The organism is Blautia sp. HCP3S3_D9, from assembly GCF_052063845.1.
Classification (GTDB): Bacteria; Bacillota; Clostridia; order Lachnospirales; family Lachnospiraceae; genus Blautia_A.
This window is the reverse complement of record NZ_JBQHWS010000009.1, coordinates 30,269-50,673: the sequence shown is the minus strand read 5'-3', so window position 1 is coordinate 50,673 and position 20,405 is coordinate 30,269. Positions and strand designations below refer to the sequence as shown.

The following is a 20,405-nucleotide window of genomic DNA, read 5'->3' as shown; positions in this document are numbered from 1 at the left end:
TTCTGTGCTATCATGCTAAAAAAGCTTAAGGGGTAAAGTAGTGTATATTTTACTCCTGGCATAACTATTATTTACAGGTATAATATATGCAAAGAAAAGATAAAGGTTTTACCCTGATTGAACTTGTAGTTGTGATTGCAATCCTGGCGATTCTTATCGGACTTCTGGTGCCTTCTTACACAAAATATGTGGAACAAAGCCGCGAATCAACGGATCTGGCAAATGTTCGCGCTGCGTATGATGAAATGATGGCAGCTATAAATCCGGATGGCGAAGATCCCCAAACTGCGACGCAAACAGTTCAGCTGAAACAGAAAATAAATGACTGGCAGTCCGCAAAAACTATAACTATCGCCGGGATTTCCCACACTGTAGGTGAGAGTGATACTGCAAACTGGGCAGGAACTCTGGGTGCTGATGGACAATGTGTTGTTTCCCTTAATGCTGATAACAGTGTGAAATTTACATGGTCAGGTGGAAAAGGGAGTGGTGTGAAAATACATTTGTTTAAGTCTTTTTATGTTTAAATATAGCAGATTCGATCGTGCAGTTTTTGAATGTACTCATTTACAGTTTTTATAAAAAACAGAAAGCCACGACATGGGGTGCGCCTCCAAACATGTCGTGGTTTATCAAAAAAAGTCTTATTATATTATATAAGTATTGTATAAGTTTTGGCAGCAAAATCAAGTAACTTTTCGCTACCTGCCTATCTTTTATCTGAACCGCTTTCATTATAATAGCGTTCTTTGCTCTCATACATCCTCGCATCCGCAACTTTTGAAATTTCATATACACTATCCCAATTTCTCTCTGTGCTGAAAACCCATCCGTATGAGACAGTCATTGAATCAACAAACTCACCATGCCAGTTTGCCACATTGAAATCGAAGCTACGCAGAACATCGTGAAACTGATCTGTATTCTCTGTAATGATAACAGCAAACTCATCTCCACCGATTCTATATACCTTCCCATACTTATGAAAGCTGTCTCTCATGCAATCTGCCGCTGCGCATATAAGTTCATCTCCTGCCGCATGGCCATAAGAATCATTTGCCCGTTTTAATCCATTCAGATCTACAGAAATGTATACCCACTCATCGCTAAGCCTAAGTTCTTTTATATCATTTTCATATGCGCGCCTGTTAAAACATCTGGTAAGCTCATCTGTATTTGACGTGTATATCAGTTTTTCTTTCTCTAATCTTTCTTTTATGACTTTCGAAAACATATATGTTATACAACAGGATGCCAATACCAGATATGTACCTACTATGAGAATAGCAATAATACCGCCTTGCAAATAAAATGAGTCCTCTACTGTTACAATAACAATATATTTATCATCCTGCCGCATCACGTATCTGCAAGGTTTTCCGTCCACTTTGATATGTTTTGCAGCTGTGCTATCACTACTGACACGATCCGATGAATCCGATGATATCCCTATATCTTCAAGCTTTTTACCTGTTTTACTACTGTCTGTAGCTCCCTCGATAACCTGTGTATCCACATCTGCGACAACAATTTCCATGTCTTTATATACCGGCATTCCCGCTACTACATTAGAAATGTTATTCTGTTTTATCTCATTGAGAAGTCTCTTGGGCTCAATCCCCACCTGGATCATCTTCGTCCCGTCTTCATTCCAGGTGATCGCATACATCATTTCTTTTGCTTCCGAAGTATTAGGGGTAACATCCTGGCACATTGTCAGCGATTTATCCTCAAGCATCGGCTTAAAATACTCCATCTGTGTACCGGAATTAAAACTATAACTTTTCTCTTCTTCATATTCTCCGTTCCCTTGCCAATTATGCCGTTATATGTAATTTTAGTGTAGCAAATGGCAGATGGGATGTCAACGGGAGGAATGGCATAAAAAAGCTATAGACTGGGTGCTTTCCAGTCTATGACCTGTCTTCCTGCGGGTCTTCAGGGGATTTTTATCAGTTTCTCTCTTCCAGATATTCCAGGCATTCATTCACACCTTTAATACCAAGTTCCTTGCGTACTTTATCCTGAACTTCCACCAGACATTCCAAAAGAAGAGGATTAAATATTCCGCATTCTCCATTCAGGATCATCTCCATTGTCTTTTCATGAGAATATGCTTTCTTATATACCCGGTCACTTACCAGGGCATCATACACATCTGCCAGTGAGACCACCTGGGCAGATATAGGGATTTCTTCTCCCTTCAGGCCATCCGGATATCCTTTTCCATCATAACGTTCATGATGCCAGCGGCATATTTCATAGGCATATTTCATCATCTCTTCATCATGATACATTTCCAGACTGTCAAGCATCCGGGCACCTATGATCGTATGCTGTTTCATAGCTTCAAATTCTTCCTTTGTAAGCTTTCCGGTTTTATTCAGAATTTTTTTATCAATTCCAATCTTACCGATATCATGAAGTGCGGAAGCTGTGGCAATCATATGCTGTTGAGACCAGGAAAAATCGTAATTTTCTGATTTTCGCATCAGTCTCTCCAGCAAAAGCTGCGTCAGAATATTAATATGCAACACATGAAGCCCACTTTCACCATTTCGGAACTCTACAATCTGACTGAGAATCCCGGTCATCATACGGTTGTTTTTCTCTTTTTCATAAATCTGATCTGTTACCAGATGGATCAGACGCCTTTGCTTGGCATAAAGCTTGATCATATTGATAACCCGCTGATATACCACCTTGGTATCAAATGGTCTGCTTATATAATCCGAAGCCCCCAGTTCATAGGCACGACGGATATAACTCTCTGATTCTTCACTGGAAATCATGATCACCGGTATATCCTCGATCCATTTATCTCTGTTCATATAGGCGAGTACTTCAAATCCATCCATTTTGGGCATAATAATATCCAACAGGACCAATGAGATTTCAGTTCCATGCTGCTCCAGCATCTTTAGAGCCTCTTCCCCGTCACAGGCTTCCAGGATCCGGTATTCCTTTCCCAGAATTTCCTTAAGTATCTCGCGGTTCATTTCAGAATCATCAACGACCAGGAGCTTGGGCAGGTTTCTTTTTTCCGTCTCATCTGTATTTTTCTTCTGATTCCACCGAGTCACTACTATATTTTTATGTTCCTTGGCCATATACATAAGTCTGTCTGCTTTGGTGATTGCTTCCTCCAATCTACCATGGGTAAACATAACTCCACCAATGCTCACTGAAAGCTTCAGACGATTAAAACCCGGAATATGCGTCGCATGGATCTTCTCCTGGATCATACGAAGCTTCTGTGAAAAAACTTCCTTCTCAATTCCAGGCAAGATCAACAGAAATTCATCTCCTCCATAGCGCACCAGAATATCCGTACGACGGATATAATGACGAATTACATTCACTACGGTTGTCAGTACCAGGTCTCCTCCATCATGACCATAAGTGTCATTGAACAATTTAAAATCATCCAGATCGATAACTGCAACTCCGGCATTCAAAGACATATTTTTGACTTTTTCCTCAAAATATCTGCGGTTATACGCCCCTGTCAGCACATCCTTATACAGCTTTTCACTATATACAGTCAGCTTTTCCGTCAGTTTTTCATATCCTTCCTCATCCGTCAGTGTGTTTTCGTCCAGCTTTTTCAGCATTTCCATTACATAAGGCTCACTGTCAATCTCCAGATACCTTGCAAATACCTGATACATATCAGAATCAAGAAATTCGATTTTGGATGTTTGTTTCTTTTCATTCAGCGCTTTAATGGAAATACAATTCTCACATCTTTTATCTTTATTCCAGAAAGCATAACACTGGCAAAGATTTTTTCCGCCTGCAAGCTTATTTTCCATTCCGTCAGTCTGCAGATCACTTCCTTTCAGGAGACGGACTACATCAAAAATCTCCCGAAGCACTTCCATTTTATTCTCTGCTTCCTGCATCGTCATTTGTTTCCACTCGATCATTATTCTCAGCCTCTCACGAACAACAATTTTTTCTGCAATATAAACTTGTATTATTATACCACTTACTCATCATGCAGTACAACAATAATATTTTTTCTTTATCTTCTGATGTGCGCCCCTATGTGTTGCAGCCCTTATTTATCGCTGTAATGCCCTTTGCATTGGATTACAATAATTGTTTCATCTGTTATTTCGTAAACCAAACGGTCTTTGAGGTTAATTCGTCTACTCCATTTCTGCCATTGCCTCCAACTCTCGTATAATAAGTTTCCCGAAATCTTCGAACTGCAGATTTCTTTTTCATTATAGTCATTCTGACATTTGTTATCAAAAACAATTGAATTTTCACCACTATATATCCTTACACAAAATCATCCCTCAAATGCCCCTTTCAAGCATTTGAGGGATAAACCGCATTTTTTAATATTATAATATACACCGCCCTTGCATTACGTACTAATTACCGGGTAATGCAACAACCTCTCCATTATTTTAATACGCCGCCTTATAAATCTCCAGCACCTGTTCTTCAGACAGCTGTATGTAATTGTTCTTCAGCAGTCTCTGCTGGGTTTTGATCACATCTCCTGCGAAAACCGGCAGGTCGCTTTCTTTTACACCAAAATTGCGAAGTGGTTCTTTTTTAAGAACCTTATTCATCAATTCATATAATGCTGTCAGTGCCTCACTTTGTGTCACTCCAAGGCACTCTGCAATGATATCTTCCAGATCATTGATCCGGCCTGTCGGCTGGATCTGTTTGTATTTTTCCATTACGTCTTTGAACATCAGCTGATTGGACTGTCCATGTGGAATGTGGTATACGGAACCAAGAGGATAAGCGCATGCATGAACTGCTGCACATCCGGCATAACCGAATCCAAGTCCAGCCCAGTTGGACGCTTTCAGGAAATCTGCCGCATAAGTTTTCCATGCATCGCCGCCACCAGCTTCCACTGATTTCTTCCAACACTGAATAATCGTTTTCAACGCCTCTGTGGAAAAAATCCTTGAGATGCTGCATCCGTTCGGGCTTAAGAAAGATTCCACACTGTGTACCATAGCATCAATGGAAGAAGTTGCAAATATTTTATATGGAAGAGAATCCAGCATGTTTGTGATCATAACTGCCTTATCTGCAAGCATCGCATTGGATGCCAGTCCCATCTTGACTCCTTTGCTTACACGGTTGATCACGGAAATATTGGTAACTTCACTTCCTGTTCCACAGGTTGTCGGAATGATCACTAGAGGATGTACTTTTTTCAGCTTATCTACATTATCATAAAGGTCATCTACCTTATCTTCTTTTCCGGCAACTGCAACAACTTTCGCAATATCTACTACTGTACCGCCACCGATTGCAATGATACGGTTAAATTCTTTCTTCCTCAGTGCATCCAGAATAGCATCTACCATTCCGTCTGTCGGTTCACCTTTTCCATATTTCTCACGGAAAAGTGTCTGCACACCCAGCGAAAGAGGTGCCACATATTTGTCATAAGTATGTTCTCCGCAGAGAACCAGATCCTGCGGTCCCAGATCTGCCTGTGCCGCGTACTGTTCAAATGTATCATATTCTTCTATTTCTGTTTTAATGGTAAATCCTTTCATCAGCTCTTAAGCCCCTTTCTCTAACTTTTCCTCTGTCAGTCCAAATCTGCGTTCTACCAGTTCCTCGATAAACTGAGCCGTTGCATCCCAGCCCAACAGACTGCTGTTAAGCAGGATATCACGGGTATGTCTGTCGCCACATTTCTTGCCTGTAATATACAATAGTCTGCAACCATTCTGGCACTCTCAGAACCACCACTTCCATATTTACAGCCCACTGTGATAACAAAATGTCTGTCCGGATATTTTGCATTCGGAAGTACTGCCGGTGCCCCGTCCACATCTTTCGTCTCATCTACAATAAAGATATCACGACCAAATTCTGCACCGTATTTTCTCTTGGAATAGAAATAGAAAAATACACCAAGTGCCAGCCAGATTCCTACTACGATCCATTCCTGCCATACAAGTGCTGCGGAAAATGATGCCGGAATAATATATAAAAGTGTCATAAATCCGGCCTTTACTACAGCCATTACACCAACAAATCTGCCGGCCTTTACCTTGTATGGTCTCTCCATTTCCGGTTTCTTCTTTCTGAGGATGCAGAATGAAATGGATACAAACATATATGCGATCACACATCCGAAAGACCCTGTAGTTCCCATAGCCCTGTAACTGAATACATGCTCGCCACCGCACTGAGGCATCGCAGATGTAAGTTCCGCATAGGTAAGTCCTACGAAAAAGACCATTACACCAAATGCAATAACCAGTATATCCCAGGCGCCCATTACTTTGTCAAACTTTCGTCTTCCTTTTGATGCAATTAAATGGAATCGGGCAAGTCCTGTGCTTAAGTTAGAAATAACAGTAAATATTCCGCAAGGACCTGCCCGTATTACAATATCAATTTATCAGTTTTTATCCCTCAATTGCCTCTTTTAATGCAGCTTCAAAAATTTCAAGACCTTTTTCCATCTGCTCATCTGTCATTGTGAGCGGTGCAAGAAAACGGATAACGTTGCTTGCTGTTCCACAGCTCTCAAGAAGAAGTCCCTTCTGGATTGCATTCTGGATCAGTTTTCCTGCGATTTCTGTAGCAGGCTCTTTTGTATCTCTGTCTTTGACAAGTTCCAGACCAATCATCGCGCCAAGTCCTCTGACGTCACCGATCACCGGATATTTTGCCTGAAGTTCTTTGTATCGTGCTGTGACAACTTCACCAATATGTCTTGCTTTTCCAGCATAATCGTCACGTTTCACAATGTCCATAACTGCCAGTGCTGAAGCACAGGCAACCGGGTTACCACAGAAAGTACCGCCGATGGTTCCCGCAGGTGCTGCATCCATGATCTCTGCTCTTGCTGTGATCGCAGAAATCGGAAGACCTGCGCCAAGAGATTTGGCTGTTGTAATAATATCCGGTGCTGCACCGGCTTCTGCCCAGTACTCAGATGCATAATATTTACCGGTTCTGCAGTTACCACACTGAACTTCATCTGCGATCATCAGAATTCCGTTCTCATCACAAATCTTACGGACTGCTTTAACCCACTCGATCGGTGCCGGGATAAATCCTCCCTCACCCTGGAACGGCTCTACGATCATGCAGGCGATTTCACTTGCAGGTGCACCTTCATCGAAGATTCTATTCAGTTCATCTACATAGTACTGAATTGCCTCAGCCTCTGCATATCCCTTCGGTGCTCTGTATACATATGGATACGGTGCACGGTAAATACCCGCCGGGAAAGGTCCCATACCGACTGCATATACTTTCTTGGCTGTCAGCGCCATTGTCAGGTTTGTTCTTCCGTGGAAAGCACCTGTAAAACAGATCACTCCACTTCTCTTTGTAAATGCTTTGGCAATCTTGATCGCGTTCTCATCACACTCTGCGCCGGAGTTTGCAAAATAAGTTTTCTTTACCTCTCCTTTGCATGGCATGATTTCATTTAATCTCTCTGCAAGTGTTACATATCCGTCATGTACATACACATTAAAAATAGTATGGAAATATTTCTCTGTCTGTTTCTTTACTGCTTCAATAACTTCCGGGTGGGAATATCCGATATTCAGAACACCAACACCTCCGACCCAGTCAAGGAATTTGTTTCCGTCAAGATCCTCAAACATTGCACCTGCACCCTGTTTGATACAAATTGGATAAGCTTTGCCGCAAAGTGCTTTCGGGATTACCGCATCTCTCCTGTCAAGAAGTTCTTTTGATTTCGGTCCTGGAACCTGCGCTGTTATGATCTCCGGTAATGCTGTTGATAATTCTGCTGTTGTCATAATAATTGTCCTCCTTTATCTCTTCGCCTCATCCGACGTAAAAAAGGCGCCAGATACTTTTTAATATCTGACGCCTTTGTCGTTTCTTAATTGGTTGTTTTGTTTTTTAATTTAGCTAGATTATAGCACCTTCCCGGATGAAATCAATGTGCGCGGAGGACTATCTTTTTTGTGCACGGTGCACAAATGTTACCTTTTATACAACAGTAGTTTCCAGATCCACCCAGCTTTTCATATCTTCGTTCCACTATGAATAATGTTAAACATACATCTCTTTCTCACTGCATTCTCATAAAAGCATTTTATATAATATGTGAAAGCACTATCTATTTCGGTACTTTCTAATCAGAAACGCAAGTTTCAGTTCCAGACATTTATCCATATCTTCAAAATCACAATTCAGCAGCTCCCCAATTTTCTTCAATCTGTAATTCAGCGTATTTCGATGAACAAACATAGCCTCTGCCGTTCTCTTGGCATTACAGTTATTTATAAGATAATTCTCCAACGTCTCACAGAGACTTCCTGCATTCATCTCATCATATCTGACCAGTTTTCCAAGCTGCGCTTCCACATATTCATCCAGAACTCTGGTATCATCCACATGGGAGATCAGAGTATAAATCCCCTGATCTTTATAGAAGAAAATCCTCTCCTGCATATTTGCAGCAGACGCTGCCCTGATTGCTGCTGATGCCTCATTTCTGCTGCGTTTTATCTCATCCAGATATGCTGCACTGTTTCCAACTCCGACACAGAATCTTGTTCCCTGTTCTCGCTGTACACGTTCAATGATCCGGCTAAAAATGTCCCGTATCTGCTCATCATCAAGATGTGCCACCGGAATAAGCACCAGAATTGAACCAGCCTGCGGGAGCACCAGAATATCTTCTTTTGTATAAAAGGAAAACTCCGTACTGATCATACGTTTTATATTCTGCCCCAATGTCAGAGAATCCTCATTCTCCCAGTCACCCTTCGCACTGTCAAACGCAAACTCTGCAACACAGAAGCTTCCCTCAAGGTTAATATTCAGATATCTGGCCTGTGCCATCACACGCTCTCTGCTCAGATGCTCGGCATCCAGAATCGAAGAAAAAAGCTGCTCAGCTGCATTGCGGTCATTTTCCTCCAACACAAGTCTTCTGCACATGATCTGTGAAAGATCTATCAACGGAAATTTCTCCGGAAGTTCAAAGAGTGGCAATTCTTTTTTCTCACAATATTTCAGTAATTCCTCTGAAATCTGCCCTTCATTGATTCCAAGAGCCGCTATCCCATACTCCCACATCTGTCTGATCAGGGTCATGAGTTTCGCACTGTCATCCGTAACACCCCTGTTTGTCAGGATCACAAATTCTCCGCCATGGATATAATTCTCAATCTTATATTCACTTTTAATACACTGCAAGCAGTCCGCAAAATAAATCCAGCGCACCAGATGCCAGAGCCCTTTTTCCCCGGCTTTCAGTTTCAGAACATCTTCCAGTTCCGCTATCTGCATCATATCTGTACAGTTCATTGTTCTTTCATCCTTTATATTTGTCATTCACAGTAATACATGTTACTTCTAATTCTCTCTGTAAATCAGACGGCTTTATTATATCATGCAAATATCATCTTACATGTAGGCTATATCATAACGTTCTGATCACTCGTTCCAGCACTGCAAGTTCCATCGGTTTTGAAATATGCGCATTCATCCCCGCATCCATGCTTCTCTGAATATCATCTGAGAAAGCATTCGCAGTCATGGCTATGATCGGAATATTTTTACAGACAGGATTCTCTGCTGTGCGGATTGCTCTGGCAGCTTCGTAACCGTTCATAACTGGCATCTGGATATCCATCAGGATTGCATCATCCTCTCCTCCACAGTTCCTGCAAAGTCTTTTGTATCATATCGTTTTCTTTCTATATTATATAGCCACTGTCAGTACGCCTTTTGTCTGCCTGACTTTTATCACATCATTTTTTCTATTATAAACAAAAACAGCAGCCTTGTATATAGCTGCTGTTTTTGTTTCTTGTACTTATCGCAATGCATAGCTACTCAATCTTCCAGTCCCCTGTGCTTTATGTTTTCTCTCCTCGCAGAGTTCCTTTAATAACCGGAATGCCTTGGTTGTCACGAATGCCCTCATCCGTCACGGGTTGAGAGGAACTTCCCCTTCTTACATAAACACCTGTCGGTTTCAGACCTTTTTCTCTTATATAATACGGACGGTTGATTCCTACAGAAACATTAATCTCAATTACGTGTTTTCCTTCCATTTCTCTGGAAACCACACTCACAAAAGGCATTATATCCGGAGCAATCGCATCTTTCAGAGAATTAACAACCTACAACATAACTTCGTCAGGATCATCTACACCTGATACTTCTCCATCTTTGCGGATGCCAATCAATACAGTGCCACCTTCTGAATTAGCAAATGCAACAACTTCTTTCCGGATATCTTTTACATATTCCTGTTTGAATTCTATATTCTGATCCTCAAATCTCTGCATAGCGAGCTCCTTTCTTTCTATTATTATAGAAAAGAAAGAAAATTCAAGTGAAAAGAAAGAAGAAAAAGAACTGATTTTGTCAAATATACCCTACAAAACAGTTCTCTCTCCCTGCATTTTTCTCTTCCTTATTTTATATAGTCTCTTTATCCTTCCAGCACATCCTGAATCGCTTCTGCAGCATCTTCAAGCGCATCCAGTGCCTCGATCAATGTGTCTACTTTTCTGCTGTCAGACTTCTCTTCTTCGTATTTATCAATCAGTGCAGTGAACTGGTTTTTTAGTTCTTCCAGGTTTTCATAGATTTCATTTAATTTCTCTTCACGTTCTATTGCTGATGTAAGTTTTACGATTTTTGACATTTGGATACCTCCAGTTTTTTATTAGCACTGTCTATATTTTTACCACAGACTGCCATATCTGAAAAAATTATATCATTATTATAGGTGCATGTCTATGTTCTCTAACTATATAAAAATCCTCTCAGTATTATACACTGAGAGGGCGTGTTCTTTTCTGTAATTCAGTTTTACAGTCCGCAAGCAATTTATCTAATATCCGAATCACTTCCATTAACTGTTCTTTCTTTAAATCATCGTAATGCACCCCTGCCAGCACTGATACCGGCTGTCTCGTGATTTCCCAAATCTGTGACGCCCACTGTCTGGTGATGATATCTTCTTTGTGGCCTGGCAGTGTGATTGTCTGTAAAGCGCCCTGTCCATCTACCACCGTTACAGAACCTACGTGTGAACGATGTCCGCCGAAAATTCTTATTTCATATCCATAGTCCAACTGCTGGCAGTATACCGCAATGTCACAGTTCATATATTCTACATGAAGCTCTATTGTGTTCTGCGCAGAATTCAATCCTTTTTCCATAGTATATTTTTATATCTTCCTTTCCATACTTATACATCAGCTTTTAACTCACTCTTCCATCCATCTGTGAAATTCTTGTCCTTCCAAGTCGAACTGGTCAAGGATTTTCCCTACAATATGGCGGTTACAGTCTTCTATTGTCTTCGGATGATTATAATAACTGAGTACTGGCGGAATGATCACTGCACCAAGCTGACTGGCCTCGTACATATTTCTGAGATGTACTGTTCCAAGCGGTGCTTCCCGGGTTACCAATACCAGCTTGCGGCGTTCTTTCAGAGTTACGTCTGCCGCACGCAAAACAAGGTTATCACTGTAGCCGCTGACGATTCCTGCCAGTGTTTTCATACTGCATGGAATCACGATCATTCCCATTGTGCGATAACTTCCACTTGCAGAACCAGCACCAATATTATGATTATCATGTACCTCGTCTGCAAGCGCATATAACTGCTCTAAGGTATAATCTGTCTCCTGTTCCAGAGTCATTTCTGCGCCCTTCGTTACGATCAGATGTGTCTCTATGATTTCTTTATACTGTTGTAACTGCTTCAGCAATTCTATTGTAAGGGGTGCTCCTGAAGCCCCGCTCATTCCAATCACAAGTCTCTTTTTCATTTTATTCCTTTTCCTGATAAATTTTTTCTTCTTCATTCTTAGTCAAATTCAGTCAATTTTCATATTCATTACAGGTATCCTCATCTGAATTCATCCACATTATACCCTCTGCCTCACTGTACCGCAATTCTTCTTTCTCCATCACCTATTCCAGTCAGGAATCAATTATGGTAAAATGAAGCCAGTCTTGATATAATTTATCCTGCCAAACCAGGTACATCCCTTTGTCTATCATAGAACAGCAAATAAAGTACCTGTAGCAAAAAAATATAAAAATCCGAACTGTTCAGTACCTTACAGAATAACGAACTGCTGAATAGTCACCAAATATCCAAAAAAGGAGCGCCTCCATTATGGACATTCAACAGATCCAGTACTTCCTCGAAGTCGTCCGCAGTGGCAATTTTTCCACTGCTGCCGAGAATTTATATACAACCCAGTCCTCTGTTTCCAAGAATATCAAATCTCTGGAAAAGGAATTAAATACCCAGCTCTTTGGCCGGAGCAAGCGCCAGATTCAGCTTACAGAAGCCGGAAAGCTGGTGTTAAAAGATGCACGTTCTATTGTACAGAGCTATGAAAAACTTATCCATACAGTTTCCAGTTACCAGCTTCAGAAAGAAGATACCTTAACCATCGCGAGCATCCCGGTTATGGCACAGTATGATATCACCGGACTGCTGGCAGATTTTCAGACTGCACATCCAAATATCAAACTGCAGATTGAGGAATCTGAAACTATCCATATCTGCTCCCGGCTCAAAAACCACGAATGTGATTTCATTTTTACCAGAAAATAATATCTGGACGCCTCCTGTCAAAGTCTTGATTTCTATGACGACCGTCTGGCCGCAGTCGTCCCCCTGAGTCATCCTTTCAGTAAAAAGAAGCAGATCTCCGTCTCTGAATTAAGAAACGAAAATCTGCTTCTGCTGAGCAAATCGACTCTACATTATGATAAAATCACAGAAATCTGCAGACAAAGAGGTTTTGAACCGCGCGTAGTTTATACCGGCACCCACATGGACAATATTCTTGACCTGGTAAGCAAAAATCACGGCATTTCTCTGCTGATGCAGCATGCTGTGGAATATCTCCACCATCCAGGTGTAGCAATCATTCCTCTGAAAGAAGATTTCATCAGTGCTATCACCCTTGCCTGCAATGACTATCGACAACTTTCTCCTGCTGGAAAATTGTTCTGGGATTATGCCAAAAGCAAAATTACTGCTGACTGATAATCAGATACAAAACCTTTATTTTTTTATGACACTAACGGAAGCACATAATTTACCCAGAACCATGACATCGGCATGATCAGCACCATCGCCGGTATCATGTCCGCAGTCGGAAAGTTCTTCAGTTTCACCATACGGAAACCAGTTGCGAGCATCAGGAAACCACCACAGGCTTTAAAGTCATTGATCATGCCCGGTGTAGTTAATGGGAAAATCGCTGTTGCCGCAAAGAACAGGATCAGGAAAATGATTACCTGTGGAATGGCAATCATACATACTACCATTCCCAGACTACATGCAAAAATAGCTGCTGTAAATAAATCCAGAATAGATTTGGAGATCAGTACAGAATGATCTCCGCTCATTCCAGATACGATAGAACCATAGATCCCGGTTCCACTGGCACAGAATAATACAATGATCGTTACCAGTGTATTCATGAACTCATCCTCAGAAAGCTCTGAATTAGAATTTTTGATAAATTTGCTGATCGCACGCTGCATGACACCTGCACCGGCATTAATTTTCTCTCCAAGATGAATCGCAAGTCCGATTCCTGTACCGATCACAATGGAAAAAATAACTGCGGGCATATTTTCCATCAGACCGATGGTACTGATTCCCATTCCCATAGAACATACACCAAATACCAGGGTAATGTCCGCCTTGAATTTCGGACTTAACTTGTGTCCCACAAGTGCACCCAGGATTCCGCCGATGACTACGGATAACGCATTGATAATTACTCCAATTGGCATAACTTTTTTTTCTCTCTCCTTTACCTGAGTTCAGGCAGGTGCCGTAATTTTGACATCTGCCTGAACTTTTTTCTTTATTGTTCAAATATCATTTCTGATACGCTGAAACCTGTTATAATTTCTTCTGTTCTTCGCTTCCTGAACGTTCAAAAGTTCTTTTCTTCCACATCTGCGATGAATTATTATAACACTAATTTTTCGCAGGCTGCTCTGTCTAAATAGTACCTTATGCGCACAGTGAATCATTATAACTCATTTTCAGAAAAATAGTAATATTAATTTTTAGAACATATCCGGAAGCCAGTGCTTCGGATCTACATCCATGAACTGTGCTCTCTGGAAGCGGTCTTTCTGATCAAACGGTACGGTACAGTCAAAGATTGCTTTGCACGCAACACCGCGCTCACGGATTCCCGGATGGTAAGCAGGATTGTTGGATGGATCCAGCGGATGACACTGTACACCCGGAATCGTGATCAGGTCAACATCTGCCTGGAATCTGGTTGTCATTGCCCACATCACATCATTGATATCAAAAATATCCACATCCTCATCTACCAGAATTACATGTTTCAGCTCTGCAAATGCTGAGAATGCAAGCAGCGCTGCCTGACGCTGGCGGCCTTCGTCTGACGGCATGGTCTTCTTAAACTGCATGATGGTCACATATTTTCCACCGCCAAAAGAAGCATTATATACATTCAGGCATTTGCCCGGAAGCGCTTTGTCAACCATTGCAAGGATACTTGCTTCTGTAGGGATACCTGCCATGGAAACATGTTCTTCACTTGGTCCGATACAGGTCTGCATGATCGGGTTCTTTCTTGTAGTGATGGCTTTTACCTTGATGATCGGAAGTTCCGGATTAGCAGGTCCGCAGTAGCCAGGGAATTCCGGCATTGCTTTTCCTGTGTTGGAGTTCTGGTCTTCACGGACACGAACGTTCGGCAGGATTTCTCCCTCAATAACGTATTCCGCATTGGCAATCGCACGCTCATTGATGGTGAGACACTGTACCAGTTCTACCGGTTTCTTACGGATCGCGCCTGCTGCCTGTAATTCATCATATCCAAGTGGTGTTGTCGGTGGCTCAAAGCAGGATGCAATTTCAATCGCAGGGTCTACACCAATGCTGACAGAGATCGGAAGCGGTTCTCCTGCTGCTTCTGCCAGTTCACGGAAATATCCGATATGACGTGCACCCGGCATCAGGAAAATAGAGATTTCATCTTTGGACTGTAAACACATTCTGTGGATCGTCACATCAGACTCTCCTGTTTTCGGGTTGGATGCATAGCACATTCCAAGTGTGATGTATGGGCCTGCATCTTCCGGTGTATTGGTTGGAGCCGGGAGAAGTTTGCGGATATCAAACCCTTCTTCTGTTGCCAGATGAACTACTTCCTGGCATTTCGCCTGCTCATTCGGAATTACTACCGGTTTTACCGGACGCTCTACTGTTCCGCCGGCACCTACATGTCTGTATACGCCTGATAATTCTGCGTTCGGATCTACTTCCACATCTGTCTCCACAAGCTGTCCCGGAATAGACTCCAGCAGCTCAAGAGCAGAACGCAGGTCATTGACTTCCACGTTTTTCATGATACTTATTCCTCCCTGTGGTTTTCTTATCTAAATCAGGCCGCTCGCCAATGTCTCTGCCTGATATTTTCCAATAGATAACATACCATTTCCAGACAGGAAACTGCAATTCAAAAAGCAGGAGAACTTATTCCTGAATGGAATAGATTCTCCTGCCAGATATTTACTGTTATAAGTCATCTGCTATATTCGTCAATAAATATCTCTCTGCCAGTTCAAGTATTTTTTCTGCTGTTTCTATCTGTTCTGCCGTTACTGTTTTTGATGCTATATAAAAAGTATCATAATCACTTATTTCAGTACAAAATCCTTCAATTCATCCCTCTTCCTCACATGCAGCTTATCAAAGTTGGACTCATCAGATAAATTTCCACAGTGTCGCTGCATTTCTGTGCTTCTCCTAAGAAATAATAAAGTTCTGCCAGTGCTACATCGTGGAATCCTCTGTCCTTGAAGTTTTCTACTTTTTCCTTTGCATGTCCTGGCTCAAATGCTGAATTTATCAGTGGTAATACTGTATTTTCATCCATTCGCTACACTTCTTTCGTATTTCTGTTCGTTTTATTTTTCTGTATTCTTTTCTCTATTCTCTGTTTTCTTCTTCGTAAATATTATACCCGTCTCTGCCATTCTGTTTCGTCTTATATAATGCAGTATCTGCATTCTTATACAGATCAAGATATCCTGTTCCATGATCCGGAGCAAATGCCATTCCGACACTAATGGTAATATTCTTTCCATTCATTTCCGTAAACGATAATTCTTCAACCTTTTTTATCAGACTTTCGATTCTGGAAACAGCAGCTTCTCTGCTGTCCGTTTTTCTCATAAATACTACAAATTCATCACCACCGATCCTGCCTACAATATCTCCCTCACGAAAATGTTCATGAAGCACTTCACCAAATTTGTGCAGGACTTTATCCCCTGTAATGTGTCCATATGTATCATTTACTTCCTTAAAATGATCCACATCCATGATCACAAAAGTTCCCGGTTCCTGCGGGTGTTCCTGCAGAACATTATGGATCCGTTCTTCTGTACTTCTCTTATTGTACGCGCTGGTCAGTGCATCTGTCTCGGCCGCCTGAATAAGCTGTTTATTTTTTGATCTGTTCTTAACAAATCCCCATAAGAACAAGATGCTTACCATAGCACCAAATCCGATTGTAAACATCAGTTCATATCTTCGTACAAAGTTATAAGATTTCTGTGCTTCGGAAACAGGGATAACATAACAGATCATCCAGTCATTCAGTCCCATATCTGTATAGGCCAGATAACGTTCTGAATTATAGTCATTTCCAATTCTTATTTTCATCAGTCCACTGGCGCCCACTGCAAAATCTTTTTTCACTTCTTTCATGGACGAACCGCAAACAAGTGTCTGATCATCATAAAATTCAAAGAAGTTATCGCCATATTTGATCGCACGATAGGCAGGATCACCATCATACGCAATAATCTCACCATCACTGGTAGTGATCAGTGTATATCCTACATCTTCAAAGAAATCATTAAACAGCATATGGCTTAATGCCGTTACATTATAAGAACCACCCAGAATCCCTATCACTTTTCCGTTTTTCCGGACCGGTACACCCAAGATTACACGGGTTTCTTTATCTACGCTACTCTCCAGCGGATTGCTCAGCGTTTCTTTTCCTTCCATTGCTTCCTTAAAATATCTCCTCGAAGATACATTCTTCTCTGCTCCGTTATCATAATGAGCCGTACCATCTGCTTCAACCAATGCTGTACGCTCTAAAGCAGTTTCCTCTTCAAGTGATATTAACATTTCCATATTTTCATCCGACACAAGTTCTTCGGATTTTCCAATCTCTTTTGCTATACCCCTCAGATATCCATAATGAATATCCAAAATTGCTTTAATATGTTCACTCTGTCTGGAAACATTCGTCTTAATTACTTTCTGCGAGTTACGCTCAATAGAATTCTGCGTGCATACCAGAAATATGCCCAGACTTACTGCTACCGCACACACAAATATAAGAGCAGCAGCTACATACTCAGTGATTTCATTTTTCTTTCTCATAAACGTCTCCTTTCACCCCACATTTTTCTGTTTGTCTTTTGTTGGGTTACATTATACACACACTTTCCCGAAACTGCGTTCAAAATACTTTCACTGTTAATCCTCTATAACAGATCTGTGTAATACATATATCTGTCACTTAAACCTTCAGGACAATTTTAATTATCAAATTAAACTGTAAAAATCCAGACAAATCGTTGAATTTTCACCCAAAAAAGACAGACTCCCTGTTTTCTTTCGAGATATCTGTCTTTTTCGTCATATACATTACATAGGTTCTAAAGTGTGTTTGAAAAATGCTTTACACCAGATATGCGTCACAATTTGTGGGATATTTTGCCCGGATGAGGGCGCCGTAGCGGGCTACGGCAACTGAATTCGGGTGAAATATCCCGCAAAGTGGGGCGTGCAGATTGCGGGAATGATTTTTCAGACACGCTCTAGTATGCCAGATGATCAAATCAGCTTAACAATATCATTATACATAACAAATACCATCAGCGCCATCAACAGCATCAGTCCTGCGAAATGGATGCCGCCCTCCACCTGTCTGTTAATCGGTTTTCTGCGGATTGCCTCTATGACAAGAAATACCAGACGTCCACCGTCCAGTGCCGGAAATGGAAGGAGGTTCATAACTCCAAGGTTTGCAGAAAGAAGAACTGCCATGTTAAGCATGTTCATCCACAGGATCATGGTTCCCTCACTCTTGCTTTCCTCATAAGTTGTTCCGATTGCATCCACAACTCCGACCGGACCACTCAGGTCTTTCATTCCAAGCTTTCCGCTGAACAGTTCTTTCAGACTGAGAATTGTTGTACGGACCATATATTTTACTTCTACGGCACCATATTTGACTACATCCAGCCCTTTTGCTTTTTCAGAATACATATTGTAGGTAAATCCTGATTCTGCCGTACGGTATTCTTTTGGTGTAACCGTAATGTCATATTCCTGTCCATCCCTGGAATAAGTCAGCTTTACAGACTTTCCGGTCAGCGGATTCTCCTGAATATATTTCTGGTAATCTGCTGCATTTGTAATCTTCACTCCATTAATGGATGTGATCACGTCTCCCTGCTGAATCCCTGCTTCCTGCAACGGCATTCCATCCATTACAGATTCCACTGTCATGGCAGAAGTATCATCCCCGTTGAAATTGCAGCCCAGAAGGTATCTCACATTTGTATCCGACTTATAGGAAATGTCCATCTTCTTTCCGTCGCGCTTAACAGTCAGGTTAATGGTATCTCCCTCTTTCAGTTGGTTCAGATAGGAGTATACATAGAGATCTTTTCCCAGATCAATGTGATATCCCTGATAACTGGTAATAATATCTCCCTCTTTCAGTCCTGCCGCCTCAGCCGCAGAACCTTCCTTTACGGAAAGCACTCTGGATGGTTCATATCCTACAGCACCTACAATAATCACAGACAATACAAATGCCATGATAAAGTTAAATACCGGTCCTGCGGCAACTACGGAAATCCTGCCCCACACAGACGCACTGTTAAAGGTTCCCGGTTCATTCTCTATGTCCGTATCCTCCCCCAGCATGGCACAGGAGCCACCAATAGGAAGAAGTTTCAGTGAATATCTGGTACCTCCTTTCTCAAAACTGAAAAGTCTCGGTCCCATTCCCAGCGAGAATTCTGTGACCACGATCTTATTCAGCTTTGCAAAAAGAAAATGCCCCAGTTCATGAAAGAGAATGATTGCACTGAATATGATAATTGCAATAATAATTTTCAATCTACCACCTGCTTTCGATCCATTGATAAGTTTCTTTTTCGATTTCCAGGATCTGATCCAGATCCGGATCCTTCACTACTGTATGTCTGCTCATAGACTGCCCGATAATCTCGTAAATATCCAGAAAACCAATCTTTCTCTGCAGGAATTTGCGGACTGCCAGTTCATTTGCCGCATTAAATACAGTCGGCATGCTGCCGCCTGCTCTTGAAGCTTCGATTGCCATTGGAAGTCCCTTAAAAGTCTCTCTGTCCGGTTCTTCAAATGTGATCTGTTTCAGCATATGGAAGTCCAGTCTGTCACCCTTTAAGAATCTTCTGTCCGGATAGCATAATGCATACTGGATCGGAAGTCTCATGTCAGGAGTTCCAAGCTGCGCCATCACTGCTCCGTCCTCGAATTCTACCATAGAATGGATGATGCTCTGCGGCTGGACTACAACCTGAATATGATCCAGATCTACATCAAAGAGCCACCTGGCTTCCATGACTTCCAGACCTTTGTTTACAAGTGTTGCAGAATCTACTGTGATCTTCTGTCCCATTACCCAGTTCGGATGCTTCAATGTATCTTCCAGAGTCACATTCTTCAGATCTGCTGTTTTCTTTCCGCGGAAAGGTCCGCCGGAGGCTGTGATCAGCAGTTTATGTACCTGCTCTCTCTTCGCTCCGTGAAGTGCCTGGAAAATGGCGCTGTGTTCGCTGTCTACCGGCAGGATCTGTACGCCAAACTCCTTTGCCAGTGGCATGATCAGATGTCCGGCAGTTACCAGTGTTTCTTTGTTTGCAAGGGCAATGTCTTTGCCTGCAAGGATTGCTTCCATGGTAGGTCTGATCCCGATCATTCCTACGATGGCAGTCACCAGAATATCGGATTCCTGCATTCTGGCAAGTTCGATGAGACCGCCCATCTGGCTTACGATCTTTACGTCAAGATCACGGACTCTCGTTTCCAGATCTCTGGCTGCTTCTTCTTTCCAGACTGCAACCAGTTTCGGGTGAAATTCCCGGATCTGCTTCTCCAGCATCTCTACGTTGCTGCCTGCAGCAAGGCCGACTACTTCTAGGTCATCGTTTGCACGGACTACGTCGAGGGTCTGTGTTCCGATAGAGCCTGTGGAGCCTAAAATCGCTACTTTTTTCATATATACCTCGTTTCAACATTCAGTCAGTCTACATCTATCGACCAACTGTTAAATAATATCAAC

Annotated in this window: 21 protein-coding genes and 1 pseudogene; 2 read left to right on the top strand and 20 right to left on the bottom strand. The window is 41.8% G+C overall.

All coding sequences use genetic code 11. The annotated features are described in order from the left end of the window. The first annotated feature begins 86 nt into the window (after positions 1 to 86). Positions 87 to 527 carry a type II secretion system protein gene (locus tag ACTNES_RS03765; RefSeq protein ID WP_291803945.1) on the top strand — a complete coding sequence of 147 codons (441 nt, stop codon included), beginning with the start codon at positions 87 to 89 and terminating at the stop codon, positions 525 to 527. A 182-nt stretch (positions 528 to 709) separates the two neighbouring features. On the opposite strand, the gene ACTNES_RS03760 is transcribed toward ACTNES_RS03765, so the two are convergent. The 13 genes from ACTNES_RS03760 to ACTNES_RS03700 form a co-directional block, all read right to left on the bottom strand. Then, positions 710 to 1,738 carry a GGDEF domain-containing protein gene (locus tag ACTNES_RS03760; protein WP_291818401.1) on the bottom strand — a complete coding sequence of 343 codons (1,029 nt, stop codon included), beginning with the start codon at positions 1,736 to 1,738 and terminating at the stop codon, positions 710 to 712. 214 nt (positions 1,739 to 1,952) lie between these two features. After that, the gene (locus tag ACTNES_RS03755) at positions 1,953 to 3,929 is read right to left on the bottom strand and encodes a diguanylate cyclase (protein ID WP_441038533.1); all 1,977 of its coding nucleotides are present in this window, start codon (positions 3,927 to 3,929) and stop codon (positions 1,953 to 1,955) included. Between the two features lie 134 nt (positions 3,930 to 4,063). Further along, positions 4,064 to 4,207, bottom strand: a complete 144-nt coding sequence (locus tag ACTNES_RS03750) for a type II toxin-antitoxin system YoeB family toxin (RefSeq protein ID WP_291803951.1) — start codon at positions 4,205 to 4,207, stop codon at positions 4,064 to 4,066. Between the two features lie 214 nt (positions 4,208 to 4,421). Next, on the bottom strand, positions 4,422 to 5,543 hold the full coding sequence (locus ACTNES_RS03745; RefSeq protein ID WP_291803938.1) for an iron-containing alcohol dehydrogenase: 1,122 nt from the start codon (positions 5,541 to 5,543) through the stop codon (positions 4,422 to 4,424). A gap of 53 nt (positions 5,544 to 5,596) precedes the next feature. Beyond that, positions 5,597 to 6,277: a hypothetical protein gene (locus ACTNES_RS03740; protein ID WP_441038532.1), complete on the bottom strand. Its 681-nt coding sequence runs from the start codon at positions 6,275 to 6,277 to the stop codon at positions 5,597 to 5,599. A gap of 130 nt (positions 6,278 to 6,407) precedes the next feature. After that, positions 6,408 to 7,781, bottom strand: coding sequence for an aspartate aminotransferase family protein (locus tag ACTNES_RS03735; RefSeq protein WP_441038530.1), 1,374 nt, complete (start codon positions 7,779 to 7,781; stop codon positions 6,408 to 6,410). Between the two features lie 322 nt (positions 7,782 to 8,103). After that, positions 8,104 to 9,303, bottom strand: a complete 1,200-nt coding sequence (locus ACTNES_RS03730) for a PucR family transcriptional regulator (RefSeq protein ID WP_291803931.1) — start codon at positions 9,301 to 9,303, stop codon at positions 8,104 to 8,106. Positions 9,304 to 9,418: 115 nt separating this feature from the next. After that, entirely contained in the window at positions 9,419 to 9,631 is a 213-nt protein-coding gene (locus ACTNES_RS03725) for a response regulator (protein ID WP_320812836.1), read from the bottom strand. A gap of 226 nt (positions 9,632 to 9,857) precedes the next feature. After that, complete coding sequence (locus tag ACTNES_RS03720; protein WP_291803928.1) at positions 9,858 to 10,085, bottom strand: AlbA family DNA-binding domain-containing protein; 228 nt, start codon at positions 10,083 to 10,085, stop codon at positions 9,858 to 9,860. A 39-nt stretch (positions 10,086 to 10,124) separates the two neighbouring features. Then, on the bottom strand, positions 10,125 to 10,292 hold the full coding sequence (locus tag ACTNES_RS03715; protein WP_291803925.1) for an AlbA family DNA-binding domain-containing protein: 168 nt from the start codon (positions 10,290 to 10,292) through the stop codon (positions 10,125 to 10,127). A 146-nt stretch (positions 10,293 to 10,438) separates the two neighbouring features. Next, positions 10,439 to 10,654 carry a hypothetical protein gene (locus ACTNES_RS03710; RefSeq protein WP_441038529.1) on the bottom strand — a complete coding sequence of 72 codons (216 nt, stop codon included), beginning with the start codon at positions 10,652 to 10,654 and terminating at the stop codon, positions 10,439 to 10,441. A 127-nt stretch (positions 10,655 to 10,781) separates the two neighbouring features. Further along, the gene (locus tag ACTNES_RS03705) at positions 10,782 to 11,174 is read right to left on the bottom strand and encodes a hypothetical protein (protein ID WP_216459646.1); all 393 of its coding nucleotides are present in this window, start codon (positions 11,172 to 11,174) and stop codon (positions 10,782 to 10,784) included. 48 nt (positions 11,175 to 11,222) lie between these two features. Further along, entirely contained in the window at positions 11,223 to 11,792 is a 570-nt protein-coding gene (locus ACTNES_RS03700; RefSeq protein ID WP_291803919.1) for a UbiX family flavin prenyltransferase, read from the bottom strand. Positions 11,793 to 12,145: 353 nt separating this feature from the next. Here ACTNES_RS03700 and ACTNES_RS03695 point away from each other — a divergent pair. Then, positions 12,146 to 13,030, top strand: a pseudogene (locus ACTNES_RS03695) (LysR family transcriptional regulator). A 26-nt stretch (positions 13,031 to 13,056) separates the two neighbouring features. On the opposite strand, the gene ACTNES_RS03690 reads toward ACTNES_RS03695, so the two are convergent. From ACTNES_RS03690 to dxr, 7 genes are all read right to left on the bottom strand, one after another. Continuing rightward, positions 13,057 to 13,788 carry a DUF554 domain-containing protein gene (locus tag ACTNES_RS03690; RefSeq protein WP_216459643.1) on the bottom strand — a complete coding sequence of 244 codons (732 nt, stop codon included), beginning with the start codon at positions 13,786 to 13,788 and terminating at the stop codon, positions 13,057 to 13,059. A 282-nt stretch (positions 13,789 to 14,070) separates the two neighbouring features. Then, positions 14,071 to 15,390 carry a UbiD family decarboxylase gene (locus tag ACTNES_RS03685; protein WP_320812837.1) on the bottom strand — a complete coding sequence of 440 codons (1,320 nt, stop codon included), beginning with the start codon at positions 15,388 to 15,390 and terminating at the stop codon, positions 14,071 to 14,073. Between the two features lie 329 nt (positions 15,391 to 15,719). Continuing rightward, positions 15,720 to 15,920 (bottom strand): hypothetical protein, encoded by a 201-nt coding sequence (locus ACTNES_RS03680; protein ID WP_441038527.1) that lies wholly within the window; start codon positions 15,918 to 15,920, stop codon positions 15,720 to 15,722. 53 nt (positions 15,921 to 15,973) lie between these two features. Further along, the gene (locus ACTNES_RS03675; RefSeq protein WP_291817939.1) at positions 15,974 to 17,446 is read right to left on the bottom strand and encodes a sensor domain-containing diguanylate cyclase; all 1,473 of its coding nucleotides are present in this window, start codon (positions 17,444 to 17,446) and stop codon (positions 15,974 to 15,976) included. A 301-nt stretch (positions 17,447 to 17,747) separates the two neighbouring features. Beyond that, positions 17,748 to 17,906: a DUF6783 domain-containing protein gene (locus tag ACTNES_RS03670; protein WP_320813588.1), complete on the bottom strand. Its 159-nt coding sequence runs from the start codon at positions 17,904 to 17,906 to the stop codon at positions 17,748 to 17,750. Then, positions 17,903 to 19,198 (bottom strand): RIP metalloprotease RseP, encoded by a 1,296-nt coding sequence (rseP, locus tag ACTNES_RS03665; protein ID WP_291803909.1) that lies wholly within the window; start codon positions 19,196 to 19,198, stop codon positions 17,903 to 17,905. The genes ACTNES_RS03670 and rseP overlap by 4 nt, the downstream gene beginning before the upstream one ends. A gap of 1 nt (position 19,199) precedes the next feature. Then, a complete protein-coding gene (gene dxr, locus ACTNES_RS03660; protein ID WP_291817937.1) occupies positions 19,200 to 20,342 on the bottom strand; it encodes a 1-deoxy-D-xylulose-5-phosphate reductoisomerase in 1,143 nt (380 codons plus the stop codon). Positions 20,343 to 20,405 lie beyond the last annotated feature (63 nt).